This is a genomic window from Pantoea sp. X-Soil-ISGK-421 (genome assembly GCF_059730785.1).
In genome coordinates, this window is the sequence record NZ_AP035979.1 from 4,037,862 (window position 1) to 4,058,584 (window position 20,723).

17 protein-coding genes and 1 rRNA gene are annotated in these 20,723 nt (G+C 54.6%); 8 read left to right on the forward strand and 10 right to left on the reverse strand.

The window, feature by feature from the left end:
- Positions 1 to 82 precede the first annotated feature (82 nt).
- Together AC6I8K_RS18735 and AC6I8K_RS18740 are read right to left on the reverse strand one after the other, a co-directional pair.
- A 16S ribosomal RNA gene (locus AC6I8K_RS18735) occupies positions 83 to 1,625 on the reverse strand.
- A 403-nt stretch (positions 1,626 to 2,028) separates the two neighbouring features.
- A complete protein-coding gene (locus tag AC6I8K_RS18740) occupies positions 2,029 to 2,241 on the reverse strand; it encodes a hypothetical protein (RefSeq protein WP_497827266.1) in 213 nt (70 codons plus the stop codon).
- On the opposite strand from AC6I8K_RS18740, the gene mdtD reads away from it, so the two are divergent.
- A complete protein-coding gene (gene mdtD / locus AC6I8K_RS18745) occupies positions 2,180 to 3,583 on the forward strand; it encodes a multidrug transporter subunit MdtD (protein ID WP_497827205.1) in 1,404 nt (467 codons plus the stop codon). The genes AC6I8K_RS18740 and mdtD overlap by 62 nt on opposite strands.
- Here the strand turns inward: mdtD and rbsR are convergent.
- From rbsR to AC6I8K_RS18780, 7 genes are all read right to left on the reverse strand, one after another.
- On the reverse strand, positions 3,580 to 4,563 hold the full coding sequence (rbsR, locus tag AC6I8K_RS18750; RefSeq protein WP_483817936.1) for a ribose operon transcriptional repressor RbsR: 984 nt from the start codon (positions 4,561 to 4,563) through the stop codon (positions 3,580 to 3,582). The two genes, mdtD and rbsR, sit on opposite strands and share 4 nt — an antisense overlap.
- Before the next feature lie 13 nt (positions 4,564 to 4,576).
- The gene (rbsK, locus tag AC6I8K_RS18755) at positions 4,577 to 5,506 is read right to left on the reverse strand and encodes a ribokinase (protein ID WP_497827206.1); all 930 of its coding nucleotides are present in this window, start codon (positions 5,504 to 5,506) and stop codon (positions 4,577 to 4,579) included.
- Positions 5,507 to 5,570: 64 nt separating this feature from the next.
- Positions 5,571 to 6,446 carry a ribose ABC transporter substrate-binding protein RbsB gene (rbsB, locus tag AC6I8K_RS18760; RefSeq protein WP_064738324.1) on the reverse strand — a complete coding sequence of 292 codons (876 nt, stop codon included), beginning with the start codon at positions 6,444 to 6,446 and terminating at the stop codon, positions 5,571 to 5,573.
- A gap of 27 nt (positions 6,447 to 6,473) precedes the next feature.
- Positions 6,474 to 7,445: a ribose ABC transporter permease gene (gene rbsC, locus AC6I8K_RS18765; protein ID WP_064738323.1), complete on the reverse strand. Its 972-nt coding sequence runs from the start codon at positions 7,443 to 7,445 to the stop codon at positions 6,474 to 6,476.
- Positions 7,442 to 8,950 carry a ribose ABC transporter ATP-binding protein RbsA gene (rbsA, locus tag AC6I8K_RS18770; protein WP_064738322.1) on the reverse strand — a complete coding sequence of 503 codons (1,509 nt, stop codon included), beginning with the start codon at positions 8,948 to 8,950 and terminating at the stop codon, positions 7,442 to 7,444. Before rbsA ends, rbsC begins: the two co-directional genes overlap by 4 nt.
- Before the next feature lie 7 nt (positions 8,951 to 8,957).
- Positions 8,958 to 9,377: a D-ribose pyranase gene (rbsD, locus tag AC6I8K_RS18775; protein WP_008106751.1), complete on the reverse strand. Its 420-nt coding sequence runs from the start codon at positions 9,375 to 9,377 to the stop codon at positions 8,958 to 8,960.
- A gap of 171 nt (positions 9,378 to 9,548) precedes the next feature.
- Positions 9,549 to 9,944: a YgiW/YdeI family stress tolerance OB fold protein gene (locus tag AC6I8K_RS18780; protein WP_064738321.1), complete on the reverse strand. Its 396-nt coding sequence runs from the start codon at positions 9,942 to 9,944 to the stop codon at positions 9,549 to 9,551.
- 180 nt (positions 9,945 to 10,124) lie between these two features.
- Here AC6I8K_RS18780 and qseB point away from each other — a divergent pair, with 180 nt between their 5' ends.
- Positions 10,125 to 10,787: a quorum sensing response regulator transcription factor QseB gene (qseB, locus tag AC6I8K_RS18785; protein ID WP_497827207.1), complete on the forward strand. Its 663-nt coding sequence runs from the start codon at positions 10,125 to 10,127 to the stop codon at positions 10,785 to 10,787.
- Positions 10,784 to 12,115 carry a quorum sensing histidine kinase QseC gene (gene qseC / locus AC6I8K_RS18790; RefSeq protein WP_497827208.1) on the forward strand — a complete coding sequence of 444 codons (1,332 nt, stop codon included), beginning with the start codon at positions 10,784 to 10,786 and terminating at the stop codon, positions 12,113 to 12,115. Before qseB ends, qseC begins: the two co-directional genes overlap by 4 nt.
- 15 nt (positions 12,116 to 12,130) lie before the next feature.
- Here qseC and kup read toward each other — a convergent pair whose 3' ends face one another.
- Entirely contained in the window at positions 12,131 to 13,999 is a 1,869-nt protein-coding gene (gene kup, locus AC6I8K_RS18795; protein ID WP_064738318.1) for a low affinity potassium transporter Kup, read from the reverse strand.
- 297 nt (positions 14,000 to 14,296) lie between these two features.
- On the opposite strand from kup, the gene ravA reads away from it, so the two are divergent.
- From ravA to mioC, 5 genes are all read left to right on the forward strand, one after another.
- Positions 14,297 to 15,793, forward strand: coding sequence for an ATPase RavA (ravA, locus tag AC6I8K_RS18800; RefSeq protein WP_064738340.1), 1,497 nt, complete (start codon positions 14,297 to 14,299; stop codon positions 15,791 to 15,793).
- Positions 15,790 to 17,250, forward strand: a complete 1,461-nt coding sequence (gene viaA, locus AC6I8K_RS18805) for an ATPase RavA stimulator ViaA (protein WP_064738317.1) — start codon at positions 15,790 to 15,792, stop codon at positions 17,248 to 17,250. Before ravA ends, viaA begins: the two co-directional genes overlap by 4 nt.
- A 66-nt stretch (positions 17,251 to 17,316) precedes the next feature.
- Positions 17,317 to 19,443, forward strand: coding sequence for a 5-histidylcysteine sulfoxide synthase (gene ovoA, locus AC6I8K_RS18810; protein WP_497827209.1), 2,127 nt, complete (start codon positions 17,317 to 17,319; stop codon positions 19,441 to 19,443).
- A 106-nt stretch (positions 19,444 to 19,549) separates the two neighbouring features.
- Complete coding sequence (gene asnC / locus AC6I8K_RS18815; protein ID WP_008106733.1) at positions 19,550 to 20,011, forward strand: transcriptional regulator AsnC; 462 nt, start codon at positions 19,550 to 19,552, stop codon at positions 20,009 to 20,011.
- A 154-nt stretch (positions 20,012 to 20,165) separates the two neighbouring features.
- Positions 20,166 to 20,606, forward strand: a complete 441-nt coding sequence (gene mioC, locus AC6I8K_RS18820; RefSeq protein WP_064738315.1) for an FMN-binding protein MioC — start codon at positions 20,166 to 20,168, stop codon at positions 20,604 to 20,606.
- The last annotated feature ends 117 nt before the right edge of the window (positions 20,607 to 20,723 follow it).

A 20,723-nucleotide genomic window follows, 5' to 3' on the forward strand; every position in this document is an offset into this window, starting at 1 on the left:
GTGTCACGACTTCGCAGCCGTCTTGCTCATTACTTTCTATCAGACAATCTGTGTGAGCACTACGCGGGAAGGTATCTTCAGGTAAGGAGGTGATCCAACCGCAGGTTCCCCTACGGTTACCTTGTTACGACTTCACCCCAGTCATGAATCACAAAGTGGTAAGCGCCCTCCCGAAGGTTAAGCTACCTACTTCTTTTGCAACCCACTCCCATGGTGTGACGGGCGGTGTGTACAAGGCCCGGGAACGTATTCACCGTAGCATTCTGATCTACGATTACTAGCGATTCCGACTTCACGGAGTCGAGTTGCAGACTCCGATCCGGACTACGACGCACTTTATGAGGTCCGCTTGCTCTCGCGAGGTCGCTTCTCTTTGTATGCGCCATTGTAGCACGTGTGTAGCCCTACTCGTAAGGGCCATGATGACTTGACGTCATCCCCACCTTCCTCCAGTTTATCACTGGCAGTCTCCTTTGAGTTCCCGGCATAACCCGCTGGCAACAAAGGATAAGGGTTGCGCTCGTTGCGGGACTTAACCCAACATTTCACAACACGAGCTGACGACAGCCATGCAGCACCTGTCTCAGAGTTCCCGAAGGCACCAAAGCATCTCTGCTAAGTTCTCTGGATGTCAAGAGTAGGTAAGGTTCTTCGCGTTGCATCGAATTAAACCACATGCTCCACCGCTTGTGCGGGCCCCCGTCAATTCATTTGAGTTTTAACCTTGCGGCCGTACTCCCCAGGCGGTCGACTTAACGCGTTAGCTCCGGAAGCCACTCCTCAAGGGAACAACCTCCAAGTCGACATCGTTTACGGCGTGGACTACCAGGGTATCTAATCCTGTTTGCTCCCCACGCTTTCGCACCTGAGCGTCAGTCTTTGTCCAGGGGGCCGCCTTCGCCACCGGTATTCCTCCAGATCTCTACGCATTTCACCGCTACACCTGGAATTCTACCCCCCTCTACAAGACTCTAGCCTGCCAGTTTCGAATGCAGTTCCCAGGTTAAGCCCGGGGATTTCACATCCGACTTGACAGACCGCCTGCGTGCGCTTTACGCCCAGTAATTCCGATTAACGCTTGCACCCTCCGTATTACCGCGGCTGCTGGCACGGAGTTAGCCGGTGCTTCTTCTGCGGGTAACGTCAATCGGCAAGGTTATTAACCTTACCGCCTTCCTCCCCGCTGAAAGTACTTTACAACCCGAAGGCCTTCTTCATACACGCGGCATGGCTGCATCAGGCTTGCGCCCATTGTGCAATATTCCCCACTGCTGCCTCCCGTAGGAGTCTGGACCGTGTCTCAGTTCCAGTGTGGCTGGTCATCCTCTCAGACCAGCTAGGGATCGTCGCCTAGGTGAGCCATTACCCCACCTACTAGCTAATCCCATCTGGGCACATCCGATGGTGTGAGGCCCGAAGGTCCCCCACTTTGGTCTTGCGACGTTATGCGGTATTAGCTACCGTTTCCAGTAGTTATCCCCCTCCATCGGGCAGTTTCCCAGACATTACTCACCCGTCCGCCACTCGTCACCCAAGGAGCAAGCTCCTCTGTGCTACCGTTCGACTTGCATGTGTTAGGCCTGCCGCCAGCGTTCAATCTGAGCCATGATCAAACTCTTCAATTTAAGTTTGATTTGCTTAAACAAGTTAAGCGATGCTCATCTGTAAAACGTCATAATGAATTTCATTATGTGTTCACTCGTGAGACTTGATATTTTTTTTGCGTCCGGAGACGCTGATATCAATCCTGCGAGTGCCCACACAGATTGTCTGATAAATTGTTAAAGAGCGTTGCGAGCAGCGGGTTAACCGTCTGTCGCGAGGTGGCGTATATTACGCTTTCCTCCTTCGGAGTCAAACACTTTTTTCAGCGTTTTCATCCGGCGGGGTGAATTTCTTCACTCCCTGCTGAGCCGTCTGCGTTGCCGCTTTGCCGTCTCAGTGGTGGCGCATTATAGGGAGTTATTCGGAGCTGACAAGGGTTTATTGCAAAAAAATGACTGAGCGCCTCTTTTTTAAACGAACGCGTTAAAAACGGACATTTCCTGGCGAAGAATCAGTCAAAATCGCCGTTTCATCGGCATAAATCAGCGCCATTACCTTAAAAACCAATGCTATTCTGTTTAGCCAAACGTAATTTCTTTGTTGTAGGCTGACAATTATTCGAGAAGGACTTTCAATGATTCGCTCCGCGCGCAGTATGGCCGGCTTGCCCTGGATCGCCGCCATGGCGTTTTTCATGCAAGCACTTGATGCCACCATCCTGAATACTGCGCTTCCTGCTATCGCCACCAGCCTTGAACGTTCTCCTTTAGCCATGCAATCTGCCGTCATCAGTTACACGCTAACGGTGGCGATGCTAATCCCGGTGAGTGGCTGGTTGGCGGATCGCTATGGCACCCGCAAAATCTTCATTCTTGCAGTATCGCTATTTACACTGGGTTCGCTGGCCTGTGCCTTGTCCGGTTCATTAAGCATGCTGGTGGTCTCTCGCGTGGTGCAAGGTGTTGGCGGAGCGATGATGATGCCCGTCGCGCGTCTGGCGTTATTGCGCGCTTATCCACGTAGTGAACTGCTACCCGTGTTAAACTTCGTTACCATGCCAGGTTTAGTGGGACCGATTCTGGGGCCGATGCTCGGCGGTTTGTTAGTGACCTACGCCAGCTGGCACTGGATATTCCTGATCAACATTCCTATTGGTATCGCAGGCATCTTCTACGCACGCAAATATATGCCGGACTTCACTACCCCAAAACGCCGCTTCGACTTTTTAGGCTTCCTGCTGTTTGGCTTGGGTCTGGTGCTGATATCGGTCGGCATCGAACTGTTTGGCGAGCGCGTAGTGTTGCCGTGGCAAGCGCTGTTGGTACTGTTTAGCGGCATTGCATTACTTCTTCTCTATATAGTGCACGCGCGTCGTCATCCGGCACCGCTAATCAATCTGCCAATGTTTAAAACCCGGACCTTCTCGGTCGGCATCATTGGCAATATTGCTTCGCGTCTGGGAACCGGCTGTATTCCGTTCCTGATGCCGCTGATGTTACAGGTGGGCTTTGGTTATCCCGCGCTTATCGCCGGTTGCATGATGGGACCTACGGCGATTGGCGCGCTGCTGGCCAAATCCACGGTGACACAAGTATTACGTCGCTTCGGTTATCGCCATACGCTGGTTGCTATCACCATCATCATTGGCATATTGATCGCCACCTTCTCACTGCAATCGCCGGGAGGCAGCGTAGTCATGCTGCTGGCAGCACTGTTGATTCTGGGAATGGCGATGTCGACGCAGTTCACCGCGATGAACACCATCACACTAGCGGATTTAAATGATGAGAACGCCAGCGGCGGGAACAGTGTGCTGGCAGTAACGCAGCAGCTTTCGATCAGCTTTGGTGTAGCGGTGAGCGCCGCGGTGCTGCGCTTCTATCAGGATGTCGAGGCCACAACCGTCGCGCAATTCCACGCGACTTTCCTGACGATGGGCGTCGTTACCGTGTTATCTGCCTTTACCTTTATGATGTTACGTCCGGGCGACGGCCGTAATTTGATCGCCAACCGCGAGAAAAAGAAGAAAGCAGCTTAAACCGAACCGCGCTCAACCAGTTCCGGCGTCAGCACCAGCGTTTGCTGACTGGCGTCGGGATCGCTCATACGATGAATCAAGGTATCAATCGCCAGTTCGCCTAACTCATCTTTCGGTTGATGGATGGTGCTAAGTGGCGGCGTCAGATAACGCGCCAGTTCTATGTTGTCATAACCCATCACTGCAATATCCTGCGGCACACGCAATCCGGCCTGAAACAGAGCGTGATAGACGCCAACCGCCATCGCATCATTGCTGGTAAATACCGCTTCGGGTAGCGTATCCAGCGTCAGCAATTGATTCATGGCGTTGAAACCGCCCTGAAACTCGAAATCGCCATCGACGACATAACCTGGCGGTACCAACAATCCGCTGTTGGCCATCGCTTTATGGAACCCCTCCAGACGCAAACGCGCCGGGGTTTTATCCTGCGGACCCGCAATACAGGCAATGCGCGTATAACCGCGATCAATCAGATGCTGGGTTGCCAGCTCGCCACCGAGCAGCGCGTTGTCCTGAATAATGTCGCCGCGCCCTTCAAATGGCGCCCAGTCCATCATCACCATCGGCACGGACGGATAGCGATTGAGGATTTCCGCCGACGGCAGATGGGTTTCAGTGCACATCATCAGCAAACCATCGACGCGTTTTTGCATCAGCGTTTCGAGGCTGCGATTCATACGTTCCTCATCGCCTTCGGTGTTGCACAGAATCAAGCTGTAGCCACGTTCGTAGCAGCTGTTTTCTACCCCGCGCACCACTTCGGAATAGAATGGGTTACTGCTGGCGGTGAGCAGCATGCCGATGGTACGCGTTTGCTTAATTTTCAGGCTGCGCGCCAACGCGGACGGCGCATAGTTCAGCTCGCGAATCGCCTGATCCACCTTTTCGCGCACCTGCTCGCTCACAAAGCGATTGTTATTGATGACGTGCGAAACGGTGGACGTTGAGACGCCCGCCAGGCGGGCGACGTCTTTCATGGTAGCCAAGCGCTTAACCCTGTTGTTGCAGGAAGGCGTCGATCTCAGTGCGCCACGGCACTGAGGGCTGCGCGCCCGCACGCGTCACCGCAATCGCGGCAGCCGCATGGGCGAAAAGAACGGCATCGTGCATTGCCATACCTTCCAGACGCGCAGTAATAAACGCACCATTGAAAGTATCGCCCGCCGCGATGGTATCAATGGCCTGCACGCTGAAGCCCGGAATACGCACGCCGTTGCCTTGCTCACTTAGCCACACGCCGCGACGGCCTAGTGTGATTAACACGGTATCAATACCTTTGGCATGCAATGCCTGCGCTGCGCGAGCTGCATCTTCATCACTCTTTACCGCGATACCGGTGAGAATTTCTGCTTCAGTTTCATTTGGCGTGATGATATCGATAAGCGCAAGCAGCTCGTCAGAAAGCGCGGTAGCCGGCGCAGGATTCAGGATGACTTGCGTTTGCTGCTTGCGGGCAATCTTCGCGGCTGCCAGCACACTTTCCAGCGGTGATTCCAGCTGCATCAATAATGCATCGGCATTGGCAATCACCTGCTGATGATGCTCGACGCGCGCGGGCGTCAGCGCTGCATTGGCACCAGAATAGATACCGATATTATTTTCGCCTTCGCTATTCACGAAGATCATCGCTACGCCGGTCGATTCATCGGCGACGGTTTCAACGGGGGCGGTATCAATGCGATCTTGCTGCAACTGCTGACGAATACGCTCGCCAATGTCATCGGCGCCCACGCAAGCAATAAAGGCAATGTCTGCACCGGCACGACCCGCAGCGACCGCCTGATTGGCCCCTTTGCCGCCAAAGGCAATTTGGTACTGTTTCCCGATCACCGTTTCGCCCGGACGCGGAAAGTGGGAGAGGTTAAGGATGTGATCGGCATTGATGCTGCCGAGAACGGCCAGTTTTGCGCTTGTGGTCATTGGGATTCATCCAGAAAGATGCGCCACCAGGACGGTGGCGCGTTGCCCTGCTTTTCTTTACTTATTATTTGGTCACCAGCTTCAGGTCAACCGGATTAACCGCCTTTACCTTCTCGCCTTTCAATACTTTATCGGCAGTCTGCACGCCAATCACGCCAATCTTGTCAGGCATCTGAGCTACAGTGGCGGTCAGTTTACCCGATTCGACGGCTTTCACACCGTCAGCGGTGCCGTCAAAACCCACCACCAGCACGTCGGTTTTACCGGCTGTTTGCAGCGCACGCAGCGCGCCCAGCGCCATTTCGTCGTTCTGAGCAAATACCGCCTGTACATCAGGATGTCCCTGCAGCAGGTTCTGCATCACGTTCAGACCTTTAGTACGGTCAAAGTCAGCCGGCTGGCTCGCCAGGATATTGAACTTATGTGCGTCAGCCGCTTGTTTGAAGCCTTCACCGCGCTCGCGCGCCGCAGAAGTGCCCGCAATGCCCTGCAGTTCAATAATTTTCGCGCCTTCGCCCAGTTTTTTGGCGATGAAGTCACCGGCCATTTTGCCGCCGAAGCGGTTGTCAGAAGCAACGTGGCTCACCACCGTGCCTTGTGCTGCCACGCGGTCGAGTGTAATCACCGGAATGTTTGCCTGGTTCGCCATCTTCACGGCATTACCTACTGCATCAGAATCGGTTGGGTTGATCAGCAGCAGCTTGGTGCCACGCACCGTCAGATCTTGCACGTTCGCCAGCTCTTTCGCCGGGTTGTTCTGCGAATCCAGCACCACGAGGTTATAACCTAATTGGTCAGCTTCTTTCTGTGCGCCATCTTTCAGTGACACAAAGAACGGATTATTCAGCGTTGAAACCACCAGAGCAATGGTGTCCTTAGCCATAGCGCCAGCACTGAGGGTGGCGCCAAGAATGACGGCCAATGCAGTTAACTTTTTCATTTTTTAAATCCTGTGTGAAGGTCAGAGTTATTTACTGCTTTTGTTATCCACCAGCACTGCTAGCAGAATGACGACGGCTTTAACAATCATTTGGTAGTAAGACGATACGCCCATCAGATTCAGGCCGTTGTTGAGGAAACCGAGGATCAACGCACCAATCAGCGTGCCCATGATGCGGCCTTTGCCACCCGCCAGGCTGGTACCGCCCAGCACCACCGCAGCAATCGCATCCAGTTCATAACCGGTGCCCGCTGTCGGTTGTGCGGAAGAGAGACGCGCCACTTCGATGGTTCCGGCCAATGCCGCCAACATGCCGCACAGCGAATAAACGATAATTTTGACGCGATTAACGTTGATGCCCGACAAACGCGTGGCGGCTTCGTTGCCACCCAGCGCATAGATGTAACGACCAAGGCGCGTGTGATGCAGCATGTACCATGCCAGGCCGAACACCGCGACCATTAGCCACACCGGCGTGGGGATACCCAACGGGCGACCAATACCGAACCAACCAAACAGATCGGCGTTATCGTTGAAACCGGTGTTGATGGGGCTGCCGTTGGTGTACACCATGGTGACGCCGCGCAGCAGCAACATCATCACCAGCGTGGCGATGAAAGCCTGCACCTTGCCGCGCGCCACAATCACGCCGGTAATACCGCCAATCGCTGCTCCCAGCGCCAGCGAAGCCGCTACGGCCACCAGCGCATTCACTTCTAATCCAACGATCGATGCCGCCACCGCACCGGTCAGCGCCAGCAGCGATCCTACCGACAGATCAATGCCCGAAGTCAAAATCACCAGCGTCATCCCCACCGCCATAATGGCGTTGACCGACGTCTGCTGCAGAATGTTGAACATGTTGGCCAGCGTAAAGAAGTTCGGGCTCTGGCTGGCAACCACGGCGATCAGCACGATCAATGCAATCAGTGATTTCTGCTCCAGCAGCCAGGCTTTGCTGAACCAGCGACGGCTGGCGGGTAAGGTTTGGGTGCTCATACAACTAACTCCTCGCTGTGTTGCTTACCGACTGCCGCCGCCATCAGGGATTCCTGGGTAGCTTGCTCACGGGAAAATTCGCCACTCAGATGGCCTTCATGCATCACCATGATGCGGTCGCTCATGCCCAGCACTTCTGGCATTTCCGATGACACCAAAATGATGCTCAGCCCTTCGGCTTTAAACTGGTTAATTAACTGATAAATTTCTTTTTTTGCCCCGACATCGACGCCGCGTGTCGGCTCATCAAGAATCAGCACATCAGGACGCGTCATCAGGCCACGCGCAATCGCCACTTTCTGCTGATTCCCCCCCGACAGCAGGCCAATCGGCTGCTCCATCGACGGGGTTTTAACGTTGAACAGACGAATAAAATCGCCCACCGCCAGCTGCTCGTCACTGTGTCTCAGGTTGCCCGCGCCGGTGCTGAAATAGCGCAGCGCGGTCAGCGACATGTTCTCTTTCACCGACATCCCCAGCACCAGGCCATCGCGTTTGCGATCTTCCGAGATATATACGATGCCGTTGGCGAGGCCATCCTGCGGAGAGCGGGTCACGATCTCACGGCCGTTCAGGGTCACTTTGCCTTTGCTGCGTGGCAGCGCGCCGTACAGCACTTTCATCAGTTCGGTACGTCCTGCGCCCATCAGACCGGATACGCCAAGGATTTCGCCTTTGCGCAGCGTAAAGCTGACGTCATCCACACCCGGACCGCTGAGGTTTTCGACCCTTAAGCGGATCTCACCCGGTTGTTGATCGATACGCGGATATTGATCTTCCAGTTTGCGGCCTACCATCATCTCGATCAGGCTCTCTTCGATGAGATCGCACACTGCGCGCTCGGCAATAAACTGCCCATCGCGGAACACGGTGACGTCATCGCAAATCTCGAAGATCTCTTTCATGCGGTGCGAGATATAGACAATGCCGCAGCCCTGCGCTTTCAGTTCATTGATCACGCGGAACAGCGACAGCGTTTCGGTATCGGTTAACGCATCAGTCGGTTCATCCATAATGATGACTTTCGATTCGAAACTGAGCACTTTGGCGATCTCGACCATCTGCTGATCGCCAATCGACAAATCGCCCACCAGCTTGTGGCTGTTGAAGCGCAGATTAAGGCGCTTTAACAGCGCATCCGCCGCGGCATACATCTTTTTCCATTCGATGCGGCCAAAACGGTTAACAAATTCACGGCCAAGGAAAATATTCTCGGCGACGGTCAGTTGCGGGATCAGGTTCAGTTCCTGATGGATAATGCCAATGCCCGCTTCCTGCGACGCTTTCGGGCCGGAGAAAGCGACATCCTTACCGAGCCACTGCATGGAGCCGGCATCCATGCTGTAAATGCCGGTCAGCACTTTCATCATGGTGGATTTGCCCGCACCGTTTTCGCCCACCAGCGCCATGACGCGTCCCGGATAGACGGCGAGCGATGCGCCATTCAGCGCCTTCACGCCCGGAAACGACTTTACAATCCCTTTGAGTTGCAATAACGGTTGCATAGCGGCCTCAGAAGGTCACGCCGGCGCTCAGGATGACATTCGCATACGGAGAACACTCTCCGCTGCGAATGACCGCCTGACTACGCTGCGTTTGTTGTTTGAATTGTTCATGGCTGGTGTAACGGATGGTGATGACATTCCCCTGGTGCTGTTGCAAGGCTTCGAGCACGGCGAGCAGTGCGCTATGGAGCTGCGGATTGTGCTGCTTAATCTCCTCCGCCATCAGGGCGCTTTCAACCTGCATCTCCTGCGTGACAACCTCAACCACCTGTAAAAATTCGGGCGTACCCGGCGTTAACGCCAGATCGATGCGCTGTGGACCAGCCGGAATTGGCAAGCCTGCATCAGCAATCGTCAGCGTATCGGTGTGCCCCAGGCGAGCAATCACATGAGAGACTTCAGCGTTTAACAAGCGACCTTTTTTCATTTCTTCCACTCCACAGCGAAACGTTTCGCTGATCGGGAGTGTATAAAATGCGCACGGCAACTCAATCACGGCATCACGGAAATGTGATCGCCATCGAAACGTTTCGCTTGTGCCAGAGAGAATTTGAGTTTGGAAGGGTTTTGGAGCCGCTCAGGCGGCTCCGGGGAAGGATTATGGCAGTTTACGTACCTGTTTCACGTCCAGTTCGATGGAGTTGAAATCTTTATCCAGTTCGCCGGTCAGTTCTACCTGATCCTTCGGCGAGACGGTCAATCCGTTCCAGCGTTTATGATCGATTTCGACCTTCATGGTGCCGGTAGCATCACGAAACTGATAATCCTCATCACCGATTTGCTTCTCAAGCGTACCGCGCACGGTGATCCAGCTATCGTCTTTCATCTCTTCGGCCTGTTTCACCGTGACAACGCTGGTGTTATCGGCTTTGAAACCACCGGATTTAACCTGTGCAGTTGGCGCATTCGGATCAACAAAACCGCCTTGCTGAGCAGCAAGAACCGGCGTGGCGGCCAGGGCGACAATCGCTAACAGAGCTGCGGACTTTTTCATATTTCACCTCTTTTCCATGAATGTGTCGGTTTACGGAAGCTATTTCACCATAAGGTTCTTAACAGGATCTTAAGAGAATGGCTTTTACGTACATTCATGAAAAATAGTCTATTTGCGGCTATTTTCCCTGTACAACAGGGATTGTGCTTCGTATAACACGGCTCAACACAAGGAGAACTGATGCGCATTTTACTGATCGAAGATGACACCTTGATTGGCGACGGTTTGAAAGTTGGGCTGACCAGGCTTGGCTTCAGCGTGGATTGGTTTGTCTCCGGCGAAGCCGGATTTCAGGCGCTAACGGCCGCGCCCTGGGATGCGGTGGTACTGGATCTGTCGCTGCCGGAACGCGATGGTCTGGATATCCTGCGTCAGTGGCGTCAGCAAGGACAAGACGTGCCGGTGCTAATTCTCACTGCACGTGATGCGCTCGATCAACGCGTGCAGGGATTGCAACTTGGTGCCGACGATTACCTGTGCAAGCCATTTGCGTTAACAGAAGTCGCGGCGCGCTTGCAGGCGCTGATCCGTCGTCGTCATGGGCAGCTGCAGCCAGAACTCAAACACGGCAAAGTAGTGATGGCACCCAACAGCCACAGCGTAATGTGCGATGGCGAAGCCGTCAGCCTGAAGAGCCGCGAACTGGCGCTACTGGAACTGTTTCTGCGCAATCCAGGCCGCGTGCTCACGCGCAGCCAGCTGGAAGAGAAGCTCTACAGCTGGGATGAAGATGTCTCTAGCAATGCGGTAGAAGTGCACATTCATCATCTACGCAAGAAACTCGGCAGCCAGTTTATCCGTACCGTACACGGCGTTGGTTATACGCTGGGAGCGGAGGAATGAGTCTGTTTCTGCGCCTCGCCATCGGCTTTGTGCTGTTGATCATGTTGTGCGGCGGACTTGCTGGTCTCAGCGCCTGGCATCAAACCCGCGATACGGTGAACGAGCTGTTTGATACCCAGCAAATGCTGTTTGCTAAACGCCTAATCACCCTCGATCCAACCGCGTTGCAGGACGTTACGCTGCCCAAAACTAAAGCGATCCTGCGCCATCATCGTGGCGAGCAGGATGATGATGCGCTGGCGTTTGCCATTTTCAGCGCCGAAGGCCAGCCGCTATTAAACGACGGTGAAAATGGTCGCGATCTGCAGTTTGATCAGCAGCGCGATGGCTTTGTTGATGGTCAGCTGCGTGACGATAATGACAGCTGGCGCTTAGTGTGGCTGACCTCTGAGGATAAGCGTTATCGCGTGGTGGTCGGGCAAGAGTGGGAATACCGCGATGATATGACGCGCGATCTGGCGCTCAGCAGCCTGATGCCGTGGCTGATCGCCATGCCGTTTATGCTGCTGTTGCTGCTGTTGCTGGTGTGGTTTGAGCTGCGCCCGTTGAAACGCCTCACGCTTTCACTGCATCAGCGTGCACCGGATGATGCTACGCCATTGCCGGACACGCGCTTGCCCAAAGAGGTGAAGCCGCTGGTGGTGGCGCTTAATGGCTTGTTCAGTCGTATGGCGCATTTGGTGCAGCGCGAACGTCGCTTTACTTCCGATGCCGCCCATGAACTGCGCAGCCCATTGGCGGCGCTGCGGGTGCAAAGTGAAGTAATTCAGCTGGCCGATGATGATGAGGCGATGCGCAAACGTGCCATTCAGCAACTGGATAGCGGCATTGCGCGCGCCACGCGGTTGGTGGATCAGCTTTTAACACTGTCCCGTGTGGAAGCTGACGATCTGCGCAGCGAGTTTCAACCGGTAGCGCTGGCGCCACTGCTCCAAAATTTGTTGGCGGAGCACTTCCCGCAGGCGGAACAACAGCAAAAGCATTTGCAGTTCACCAGCCACGCCGAACCGGTGATGAACGGTCATCCGCTGTTGCTGGGTTTGATGGTGCGGAATCTGCTGGATAACGCGCTACGCTATTCGCCGTCGGGCAGCACCATTGACGTACAGCTCAATGCCCGCGCCATAACCGTTGATGATAACGGGCCTGGCGTCAGCGATGAGCAACTGGCACGGTTGGGTGAACGCTTCTGGCGACCGCCGGGACAGGCGCAAACCGGGAGCGGATTGGGGCTTTCGATTGTGAAGAATATTGCGCAGCTGCACGACATTCAATTGCTGTTCAGCCAGCGAGCCAGCGGAGGATTGCGCGTCACCTTGAGTTGGTGACGCGCATGCATAACGTTAAATCTCGACTTGGGTTCCCAGCTCGATGACACGGTTCGGTGGGATTTCAAACTGATCCGGCGCGCGCAGCGCATTGCGTTGCAGTGCAAGGAACAACTTGCCGCGCAGGCGCAAATACCACGGACGATCGCCGATTATCAGCGATTCATGCGACATAAAGAATGAGGTTTCCATCATGCGGCAGTTAAGGCCTTCAAGGCCGCAGCGGTGGAAAATCTCCTCAACGTTCGGCGTTTCACGCCAGCCGTAGCTCGCCACTACGCGCCAGAAGGTGGGTGACAACTGTTCAATGGTCACACGACGGACATTGTGCACGTAAGGCGCATCTTCGGTACGCAGCGTCAGCAGCACCACGCGCTCATGCAATACCTTGTTATGCTTAAGGTTATGTAGCATGGCAAACGGAATCACATTCAACGCACGCGACATATACACCGCCGTTCCCGGCACGCGCACCGGCGGCGATTTCTCCAGCGACGCGATCATCGCTTCCAGTGAGTTGCCGTGCTCGTGCATACGACGCAGCAGGCGGAAACGCTCACTTTTCCAGGTGGTCATGATGATGAACATCATCAGCGCCAGCGTCAGCGGCAGCCAACCGCCGGAGAACACTTTGATCAGGTTGGCAGAGAACAGCGACACGTCGATGCACAACATGGCGATCAGAATCAGCACCACCAGATAGCGGTTCCAGTGCCAGTTTTGAATCGCTACGGTGGAACAGAGAATGGAGGTCAGCACCATGGTTCCTGTCACCGCGATACCATAAGCCGCTGCCAGATTACTGGAGTGCTCGAAGCCGACAATCACAATCACTACGGAGAAATAGAGCAGCCAGTTAATCACCGGGATATAGATCTGGCCGGATTCCTCTTCCGAGGTGTGCACAATGCGCATCGGCGGCAAATAGCCGAGACGCACCGCCTGACGGGTTAATGAGAACACGCCGGAAATCACCGCCTGTGACGCAATCACCGTGGCTAAGGTTGCCAGAATCAACATCGGGATCAGCATCCAATCCGGCGCGAGCAGGAAGAATGGGTTTTTGATCGCTTCGGGATGTTTAAGCAGTAACGCGCCTTGTCCAAAGTAGTTCAGCACCAGCGAAGGCAGCACCACGATGAACCAGGCGAGGCGAATCGGGAATTTACCGAAGTGGCCCATGTCGGCGTATAGCGCTTCGACGCCGGTAATCGCCAGCACCACTGCGCCAAGCGCGAAGAAAGAAACGGTTTTGTATTCAATAAAGAAATGCAGCGCCCAGTAAGGGTTCATCGCATGCAAGACGTCCGGGTTGCTAATGATGCTGCGCGCGCCCAGTACTGCAAGGACGAGAAACCACAGCAACATCACCGGCGCGAACAGCTTACCAACGATGCCTGTGCCGTGCTTTTGGATAACAAATAGCAAGGTCAGCACGGCAATCGCCAATGGCACGATGTAGGCATCAAGACTCGGCGCGGCAATCTCCAAACCTTCTATCGCAGAAAGTACCGAAACCGCCGGCGTAATCACCACTTCACCATAGAAGAAGCTGCCGCCAATCAACCCCATGATCACCAAAATTGCCGTGGCTCTAGCCCCCGTATGGCGTCCGGCCAGCGACATCAGCGTCAAAATCCCGCCTTCACCGGCGTTATCCGCACGCATCACGTAGCTAATGTACTTAAGTGACACCACCAGAATCAGTAGCCAGAAGATCAGCGACAAGAAGCCAAAAACCGCTTCACGTTCTACGCCAAAACCAAACTGACCAGAAAGACATTCACGCAATGTATAGAGCGGGCTGGTACCAATATCGCCATACACCACGCCAATTGCCGCCAGCGTGACTGCCCCAAGGGACTGTTTCTTATCCGAGCTCATAAGTTGTCTTTTGTTGGAGCCGGAGGCACTTGCCTACCGCTCAAGCCATCAAAAAGCGCACAGTATGCACATATTCCCAAAAAAACCTACTCTTACAAAGTGTCACCATCGCGTCGGTGACGCGGTTTTTCGCCGAAAATCGGGCCAAAAAACCGTTGGAAGCGGCGAGTTATCTCGCATCAACCTTCTGAAACAAAAAAGCTGACGGCTATCAACGCAATCGCGCATGATAATCAGTAGAGTATTGCGCTCGCCAGAATATGACGGCACCAGGATCAAAAGGATAATGATGTGATTATGGCTCAACCCCATCTTTTGGCAGAAAGAATTTCTCGCCTGAGCAACGCTCTGGAAAAAGGGCTGTATGAACGCCATCATGCGATCCGCCTCTGTTTGCTGGCTGCCTTGAGTGGCGAAAGCGTGTTTTTACTCGGGCCGCCGGGCATTGCCAAAAGTCTGATTGCTCGCCGATTAAAATACGCCTTCCAGCATGCCCGCGCTTTTGAATACCTGATGACCCGCTTTTCCACCCCCGAAGAAGTATTTGGTCCGCTGTCGATTCAGGCGCTCAAAGATGAGGGGCGTTATCAGCGTCTGACCAAAGGCTATCTGCCGGATGCCGAAATTGTCTTCCTCGACGAAATCTGGAAAGCCGGCCCGGCAATTCTTAACACCTTGCTAACCGCCATCAACGAACGTCGCTTCCGTAACGGCGACAGTGAAGAAAAAATCCCGATGCGTTTGCTGGTTACCGCCTCGAACGAACTGCCGGAAGCCGACAGCGGCCTGGAAGCGCTGTATGACCGCATGTTGATTCGCCTGTGGCTGGATAATGTGCATGAGAAGCAGAACTTCCGCAGCATGCTGACCCACCAGCAGGATGAAAACGACAATCCGGTGGCGGAATCATTGCGCATCAGCGATGAAGAGTATGAGCAGTGGCAGAAAGGCATCAGCCAGGTCAGTTTGCCGGATCACGTGTTTGAATTGATCTATCAGCTACGTCAGCAGTTAGAAACACTGCCGGACGCGCCCTACATTTCCGATCGTCGCTGGAAGAAAGCCATTCATCTGTTGCAGGCCAGCGCCTTTTACAGCGGGCGCGTGACCATCGCGCCTATCGACCTGGTGCTGCTGAAAGATTGCCTGTGGCATGACGTGGCTTCGATGAAGCTACTGGATCGCGAAATCGATACCTTGATGTCACAACATGCGTGGCAGCAACAGGCGCTGCTGCACAAACTGCAGCAGATCAAAGGTCGTCGTTTGGCATTGCAACAGCAGCAAAGTGTGGCGCAAGCGCTGACGCTCGAGAAACACAGCGGCATGTTCAGCCGCAAACCGCATTACGAATTACCCACAGCCATCACCGATGAGCAGCTGACGTTAATGCTGCAACAGCCGCTGATGCTGCACGATATGCAGGTGACGCACATTCTGATTGGCCGCGAAGCGCTGGATCAGTGGCTGCTGAAGGGCGGTGAAATCCGCGGCAAGCTGAACGGCATTGGCTTTGGTCAGACGCTGGATATGCTGGTGGATACCCATCACTGCCTGACACTGCGCGATGTCAGCCTGCAATCCACACGCCTGACGCTGCCCGGCGCCGGCAGCAGCAGCGAGGTCCCGCAGGAGATCATGGATGAATATGACGCGCTCGAGACGCAACTGCGCGCACAGCGCACGCTGTTCAGCCAACATCAGCGCTGCCTGTTTATTAGCGATGACTGGCTGGCACGCATTGAAACCAGCCTGCAGGATGTCGCGGAACAGCTGAAACAGGCGAGAAAATGATCTCACTGGAGACGCTGAGCACGCTGCTGTCGATTGGCGAAACCGAGTTAATCGAAGAGTTGATTATCGCGTTGCTCGCTTCGCCGCAACTGGCGCTGTTCTTTGAAAAGTTTCCCCGCCTGAAGCAAGCAATGATGCGCGATCTGCCACGCTGGCGATCGGAGATCGCCGAGCAGATCAAAGTCACGCCGGTGCCAGAAGCGCTGGCGCAGGAGTTTCAGCTGTTTCAGCAGATGCAATTGCTCAGTACGCAACATTTCACCCAGCAGCTACCCAACATCATGACGCAGCTGAAAAGCCTGCCGTCGCCGTTCATCGAAGAAGCCAGCAAACTGTTACTGAACGCCGAAAGCGCCGAGCTCAGCAACGCGCAACACACGCTATTCCTGCAACGCTGGCGTCTCAGCCTGACGCTGCAAACGTTGACGCTGAATGAAAGCATTCTGGAAGAGCAGCGCGATCGCTTGATGGCGGAACTGCAGCAGCGCATGGCGATCAGCGGTCAGCTGGCACCGATTCTCACCGATGACGATGAAGCCGCTGCTGGACGCCTGTGGGATTTGAGCAAAGCGCCGCTGCAGCATGGCGATTACGAACTGATCGTGCAGTACGGCGATTTCCTCGCCCAGCAGCCGGAATTGATGAAACTGGCGCAGCAGCTGGGTCGCAGCCGCGAGGCCAAATCGGTGCCGTCGCAGGAGGCGCCGCTGGAAGCGTTTCACCAACTGGTGCGCGAACCGGATAACGTGCCGGAAGAGGTCAGCGGCATTCATCAAAGCGATGATGTGCTGCGGCTGTTGCCACCTGAACTGGCGGCATTGAGCATCAGCGAGTTAGAGCTGGAGTTTTATCGGCGCTTAGTCGAGAAACGCTTGCTGACCTATCGCTTGCAGGGCGATGCGTGGCATGAAAAAGTCACGATGAGTCCGGTCAGCCACCAGCAGCATGAAGAGCAACCACGCGGCCCGTTCATCGTCTGTGTTGATACGTCCGGTTCGATGGGCGGTTTCAATGAACGCTGCGCTAAAGCCTTTTGCCTGGCGCTGCTAAAAGTGGCGCTGGCGGATAAGCGTCGCTGTTACATCATGCTGTTCGCCCATGAAGTGATCGGCTATGAACTCACCGCCGATAACGGCATTGAGCAGGCGATCCGTTTTCTCAGCCAACGTTTTCGCGGCGGCACCGATCTCGCGGCCTGTCTCGCAGCAGTGGTGAAACGTATGGAAGGCAGCGCGTGGCAGGAAGCCGATGCGGTGATCGTGTCGGATTTTATTGCCCAGCGTTTGCCAGACGACATTATCAGCACCATTAAGCAGCGCCAGCGCCAATATCAACAGCGCTTTCACGCGGTGGCGATGTCGCTGCATGGTAAACCAGGCATTCTGCGCATCTTCGATCATATCTGGCGCTTCGATACCGGCTTGAAAAGTCGCCTGCTGCGCCGCTGGCAGCGCTAATTCATCTGACAGAAATGCTTATTTGCTATAGTGATAAGTTCGCACACTAAGCAACTGGAGCACCTTGTGACCACCGCCCAACTTCCCGCACCGACTCGCACGCTGCGACTCTCCGGCCAAAATACCGAACAAAAAAGAGCCGAGCTGCTGGCGTACTTCACCCAAACCTGGGAACTGTACGAAAGCCTATTTGATTGTCTGGCGGACGATCGCGCCTGGTTTAACAAAGCCATTTCGCTGCGCCATCCCCTGATCTTCTATTTTGGCCACACCGCCACCTTCTACATTAATAAGCTGATGGCGGGCCGCTATCTTGAGCAACGCGTTGACGATCACATCGAAGCGATGATGGCGATCGGCGTGGATGAGATGAGCTGGGACGATCTCAACGACAGTCACTACGACTGGCCAACCATCGCAGAAGTGCGCGACTATCGCGGCAAAGTGAAAAGCCTGGTGAGCGAGTTCATTCGCACCCTGCCACTGGAACTGCCGATCGGCTGGGACAGCCCGGCGTGGGTGGTGTTAATGGGGATTGAGCACGAACGCATTCACCTGGAAACCTCCAGCGTGTTGATGCGCCAGCTGCCGATCGAATGGGTCAAAGCGCAGCCGCACTGGCCGATTTGTCCGCAAGCACGTCACGATCGTCAATCCGTGCCAGCCAATTCCCTGATCGCCATGCCCGGTGGCCGCGTGCAGCAGGGAAAAACCGACGACACTTACGGTTGGGATAATGAATACGGCAGCCAGCAAACAGATCTCAAACCGTTTAAGGCCAGTAAAATGCTGGTCAGCAATGCCGAGTTTTATCGCTTTGTTGCGGCGGGTGGATATAACGATCGCCGCTGGTGGGATGAGGAAGGTTGGGGCTGGCGTGAATTCTCTGGTGCGCAGATGCCGACATTTTGGGTCGGTGATGAACAGATGCCCGATCAGTTAAAACTGCGTTTGCTGGCTGAAGAAGTCGCGATGCCGTGGGATTGGCCAGCGGAAGTGAATCAACTGGAAGCCGCGGCGTTCTGTCGCTGGCTGGCCGAAGAGACCGGCAAATCTGTTCAGCTGCCGTGCGAAGCCGAATGGGCGCAGCTGCGTGAGCAGGTAAGCGGCGATCAGTCAGATTGGCATGATGCACCGGGCAATATCAATCTGGCGTATTGGGCTTCGTCTAGCCCAGTTGACCATTTTGCACAGGGCGAGTTTTACGACATCGTCGGCAACGTCTGGCAGTGGACGACCACGCCAACCCACGGTTTCGAAGGATTTAAGGTGCATCCGCTGTACGACGATTTCTCCACGCCGACCTTTGATGGCAAACATGCGTTGATCAAAGGCGGCAGCTGGATTTCCACCGGTAACGAAGCGCTGAAATCTGCACGCTACGCCTTCCGCCGTCATTTCTTCCAGCACGCCGGTTTCCGCTATGTGGTTTCTTCACATGAAGAGAGCATGGCGCTCAATCCTTATGAAACCGACAGCATGGTGTCGCAGTATCTCGATTTTCAGTACGGGCCGAGCTACTACAACGTGCCAAATTACGCGGCCGCGCTGGTGGAAAAACTGCTGCCGCACTGTGCTGTGCGCGGTCAGGCACTGGATATCGGCTGCGCCACCGGACGCGCCAGTTTTGAGCTGGCGCGTCACTTCGACGCGGTAACCGGTATGGATTACTCAGCACGCTTTATTGATGTTGCGCTGCAGCTGACCTCCGGTGAGGATTTCCGTTATGTGGTGCCAGAAGAAGGCGAGCTGGTGGAATATCGTCAAGTGCGGCTGAAAGAGTTTGGTCTTGAAATTGAGCAAGCGCAGCGCATTCAGTTTGTCCAGGGCGATGCCTGTAACCTGAAGCCGCAGCCGGATCGTTACGATCTGGTGCTAGCCTCAAATCTGATTGATCGTCTGCGTCAGCCAAAACGCTTCCTGCAGGATATTACCCCGATGATCCGCTCCGGCGGTTTGCTGGTGCTGTCATCGCCTTATACCTGGCTGGAAGATTTCACGCCGAAAGAGAACTGGCTGGGCGGTATTCGCGAAAATGGCGAAGCACTGACGACCTATCAAGCGCTGCAGCGCCTGTTACGTGAGGACTTGGACGAAGTGGCACCGCCGCAGGATGTACCGTTTGTGATCCGCGAGACGGCGCGTAAATTCCAGCATACCCAGGCGCAAGTCACCTTCTGGCGTAAGCGTTAAAAAGCGTGCAGACAACGGCCTGGCTGTTGTCTGCACCTTGCCTGCACCGCTAATTTGCTGCACATTCTCCTTTATTCATAGAAGAAGAACTCAACGAGGATGGACAATGGCGGAACACCTTCAGCTGGATAACCTGGATCGCGGCATTCTGAATGCGCTGCTGCAGAATGCGCGCACCGCTTATGCCGAGCTCGCCAAACAGTTCAACGTGAGCCCCGGCACAATTCATGTTCGTGTGGAGAAAATGCGCCAGGCGGGCATTATTTTGGGGACACGCGTGGAGATCGATCCCCGTCAGCTTGGCTTCGATGTGTGCTGCTTTATTGGCATTATCCTCAAAAGCGCCCGCGATTATCCGGCGGCATTGAGCAAACTTGATGCCCTTGATGAAGTCGTGGAAGCCTGGTACACCACCGGTCATTACAGTATTTTTATCAAAGTGATGTGCCGATCAATTGATGCCTTGCAACAGGTTTTGATCAACAAGATCCAGACCATCGACGAAATTCAGTCCACCGAAACCCTGATCTCACTGCAAAACCCGATCATGCGCACCATTAAGCCATGATCCTCCTCTAAGCTGTGCACAAACTTATCCCCGGCAGATCGCGCGCATGGCGCGACTTGCCGCCTGATGCTTTCTACTATTAACCCTGTTTTCCACAGGTGGATCACGGCTTGATCACAGCGTACAATGCTCGCCTTTAGTGCGGGAGAGCATCATGGCCGATATTACGTTAATCAGTGGAAGTACCCTTGGCAGCGCCGAATATGTAGCTGAACATCTGGAAGAAAAACTGCAGGAAGCGGGCTTCTCAACCGAGGTGTTGCATGGCCCTGAGCTGGATGAGCTGCAACCGGAAGGCATTTGGCTGATTGTAACCTCCACGCACGGCGCCGGTGAACTGCCCGATAATTTGCTTCCTTTATATGAAGCACTGCAAGAGACAAAACCAGACCTCTCCGGCTTACGTTATGGTGCAGTAGGCATTGGTAATCACGAATACGATCTTTTCTGTGGCGCGATCAAACTCCTGGAAGAGCAATTAAACCAGTTGGGTGCCAAACGTATTGGCGATCGCCTGGAGATCGACGTGCTGGAGCATGAGATCCCGGAAGACGCCGCCGAAGTGTGGGTCGCCACATGGAAAACTCAGATTTAAAACGATCTATAGTGGCTGGGGATCGGGAAAATAGAATGATCCCCAGTTGATTGCGCTGTTTTTTCACGTTAAACACGCGATCGACTGTGGATAACTAGGCCTGTTTCTTGCGTATAA

What these genes read in the sequence shown, in the direction of transcription:
- viaA (WP_064738317.1), top strand. Translation starts at nt 15,790, where the DNA reads ATGATCTCACTGGAGACGCTGAGCACGCTGCTGTCGATTGGCGAAACC.
- mioC (WP_064738315.1), top strand. Translation starts at nt 20,166, where the DNA reads ATGGCCGATATTACGTTAATCAGTGGAAGTACCCTTGGCAGCGCCGAA.
- rbsK (WP_497827206.1), bottom strand. Translation starts at nt 5,506, where the DNA reads ATGACCACAAGCGCAAAACTGGCCGTTCTCGGCAGCATCAATGCCGAT.
- rbsB (WP_064738324.1), bottom strand. Translation starts at nt 6,446, where the DNA reads ATGAAAAAGTTAACTGCATTGGCCGTCATTCTTGGCGCCACCCTCAGT.
- AC6I8K_RS18740 (WP_497827266.1), bottom strand. Translation starts at nt 2,241, where the DNA reads ATGAAAAACGCCATGGCGGCGATCCAGGGCAAGCCGGCCATACTGCGC.
- qseC (WP_497827208.1), top strand. Translation starts at nt 10,784, where the DNA reads ATGAGTCTGTTTCTGCGCCTCGCCATCGGCTTTGTGCTGTTGATCATG.
- AC6I8K_RS18780 (WP_064738321.1), bottom strand. Translation starts at nt 9,944, where the DNA reads ATGAAAAAGTCCGCAGCTCTGTTAGCGATTGTCGCCCTGGCCGCCACG.
- ravA (WP_064738340.1), top strand. Translation starts at nt 14,297, where the DNA reads ATGGCTCAACCCCATCTTTTGGCAGAAAGAATTTCTCGCCTGAGCAAC.
- rbsR (WP_483817936.1), bottom strand. Translation starts at nt 4,563, where the DNA reads ATGAAAGACGTCGCCCGCCTGGCGGGCGTCTCAACGTCCACCGTTTCG.
- asnC (WP_008106733.1), top strand. Translation starts at nt 19,550, where the DNA reads ATGGCGGAACACCTTCAGCTGGATAACCTGGATCGCGGCATTCTGAAT.
- qseB (WP_497827207.1), top strand. Translation starts at nt 10,125, where the DNA reads ATGCGCATTTTACTGATCGAAGATGACACCTTGATTGGCGACGGTTTG.
- rbsC (WP_064738323.1), bottom strand. Translation starts at nt 7,445, where the DNA reads ATGAGCACCCAAACCTTACCCGCCAGCCGTCGCTGGTTCAGCAAAGCC.
- kup (WP_064738318.1), bottom strand. Translation starts at nt 13,999, where the DNA reads ATGAGCTCGGATAAGAAACAGTCCCTTGGGGCAGTCACGCTGGCGGCA.
- mdtD (WP_497827205.1), top strand. Translation starts at nt 2,180, where the DNA reads ATGATTCGCTCCGCGCGCAGTATGGCCGGCTTGCCCTGGATCGCCGCC.
- rbsA (WP_064738322.1), bottom strand. Translation starts at nt 8,950, where the DNA reads ATGCAACCGTTATTGCAACTCAAAGGGATTGTAAAGTCGTTTCCGGGC.
- rbsD (WP_008106751.1), bottom strand. Translation starts at nt 9,377, where the DNA reads ATGAAAAAAGGTCGCTTGTTAAACGCTGAAGTCTCTCATGTGATTGCT.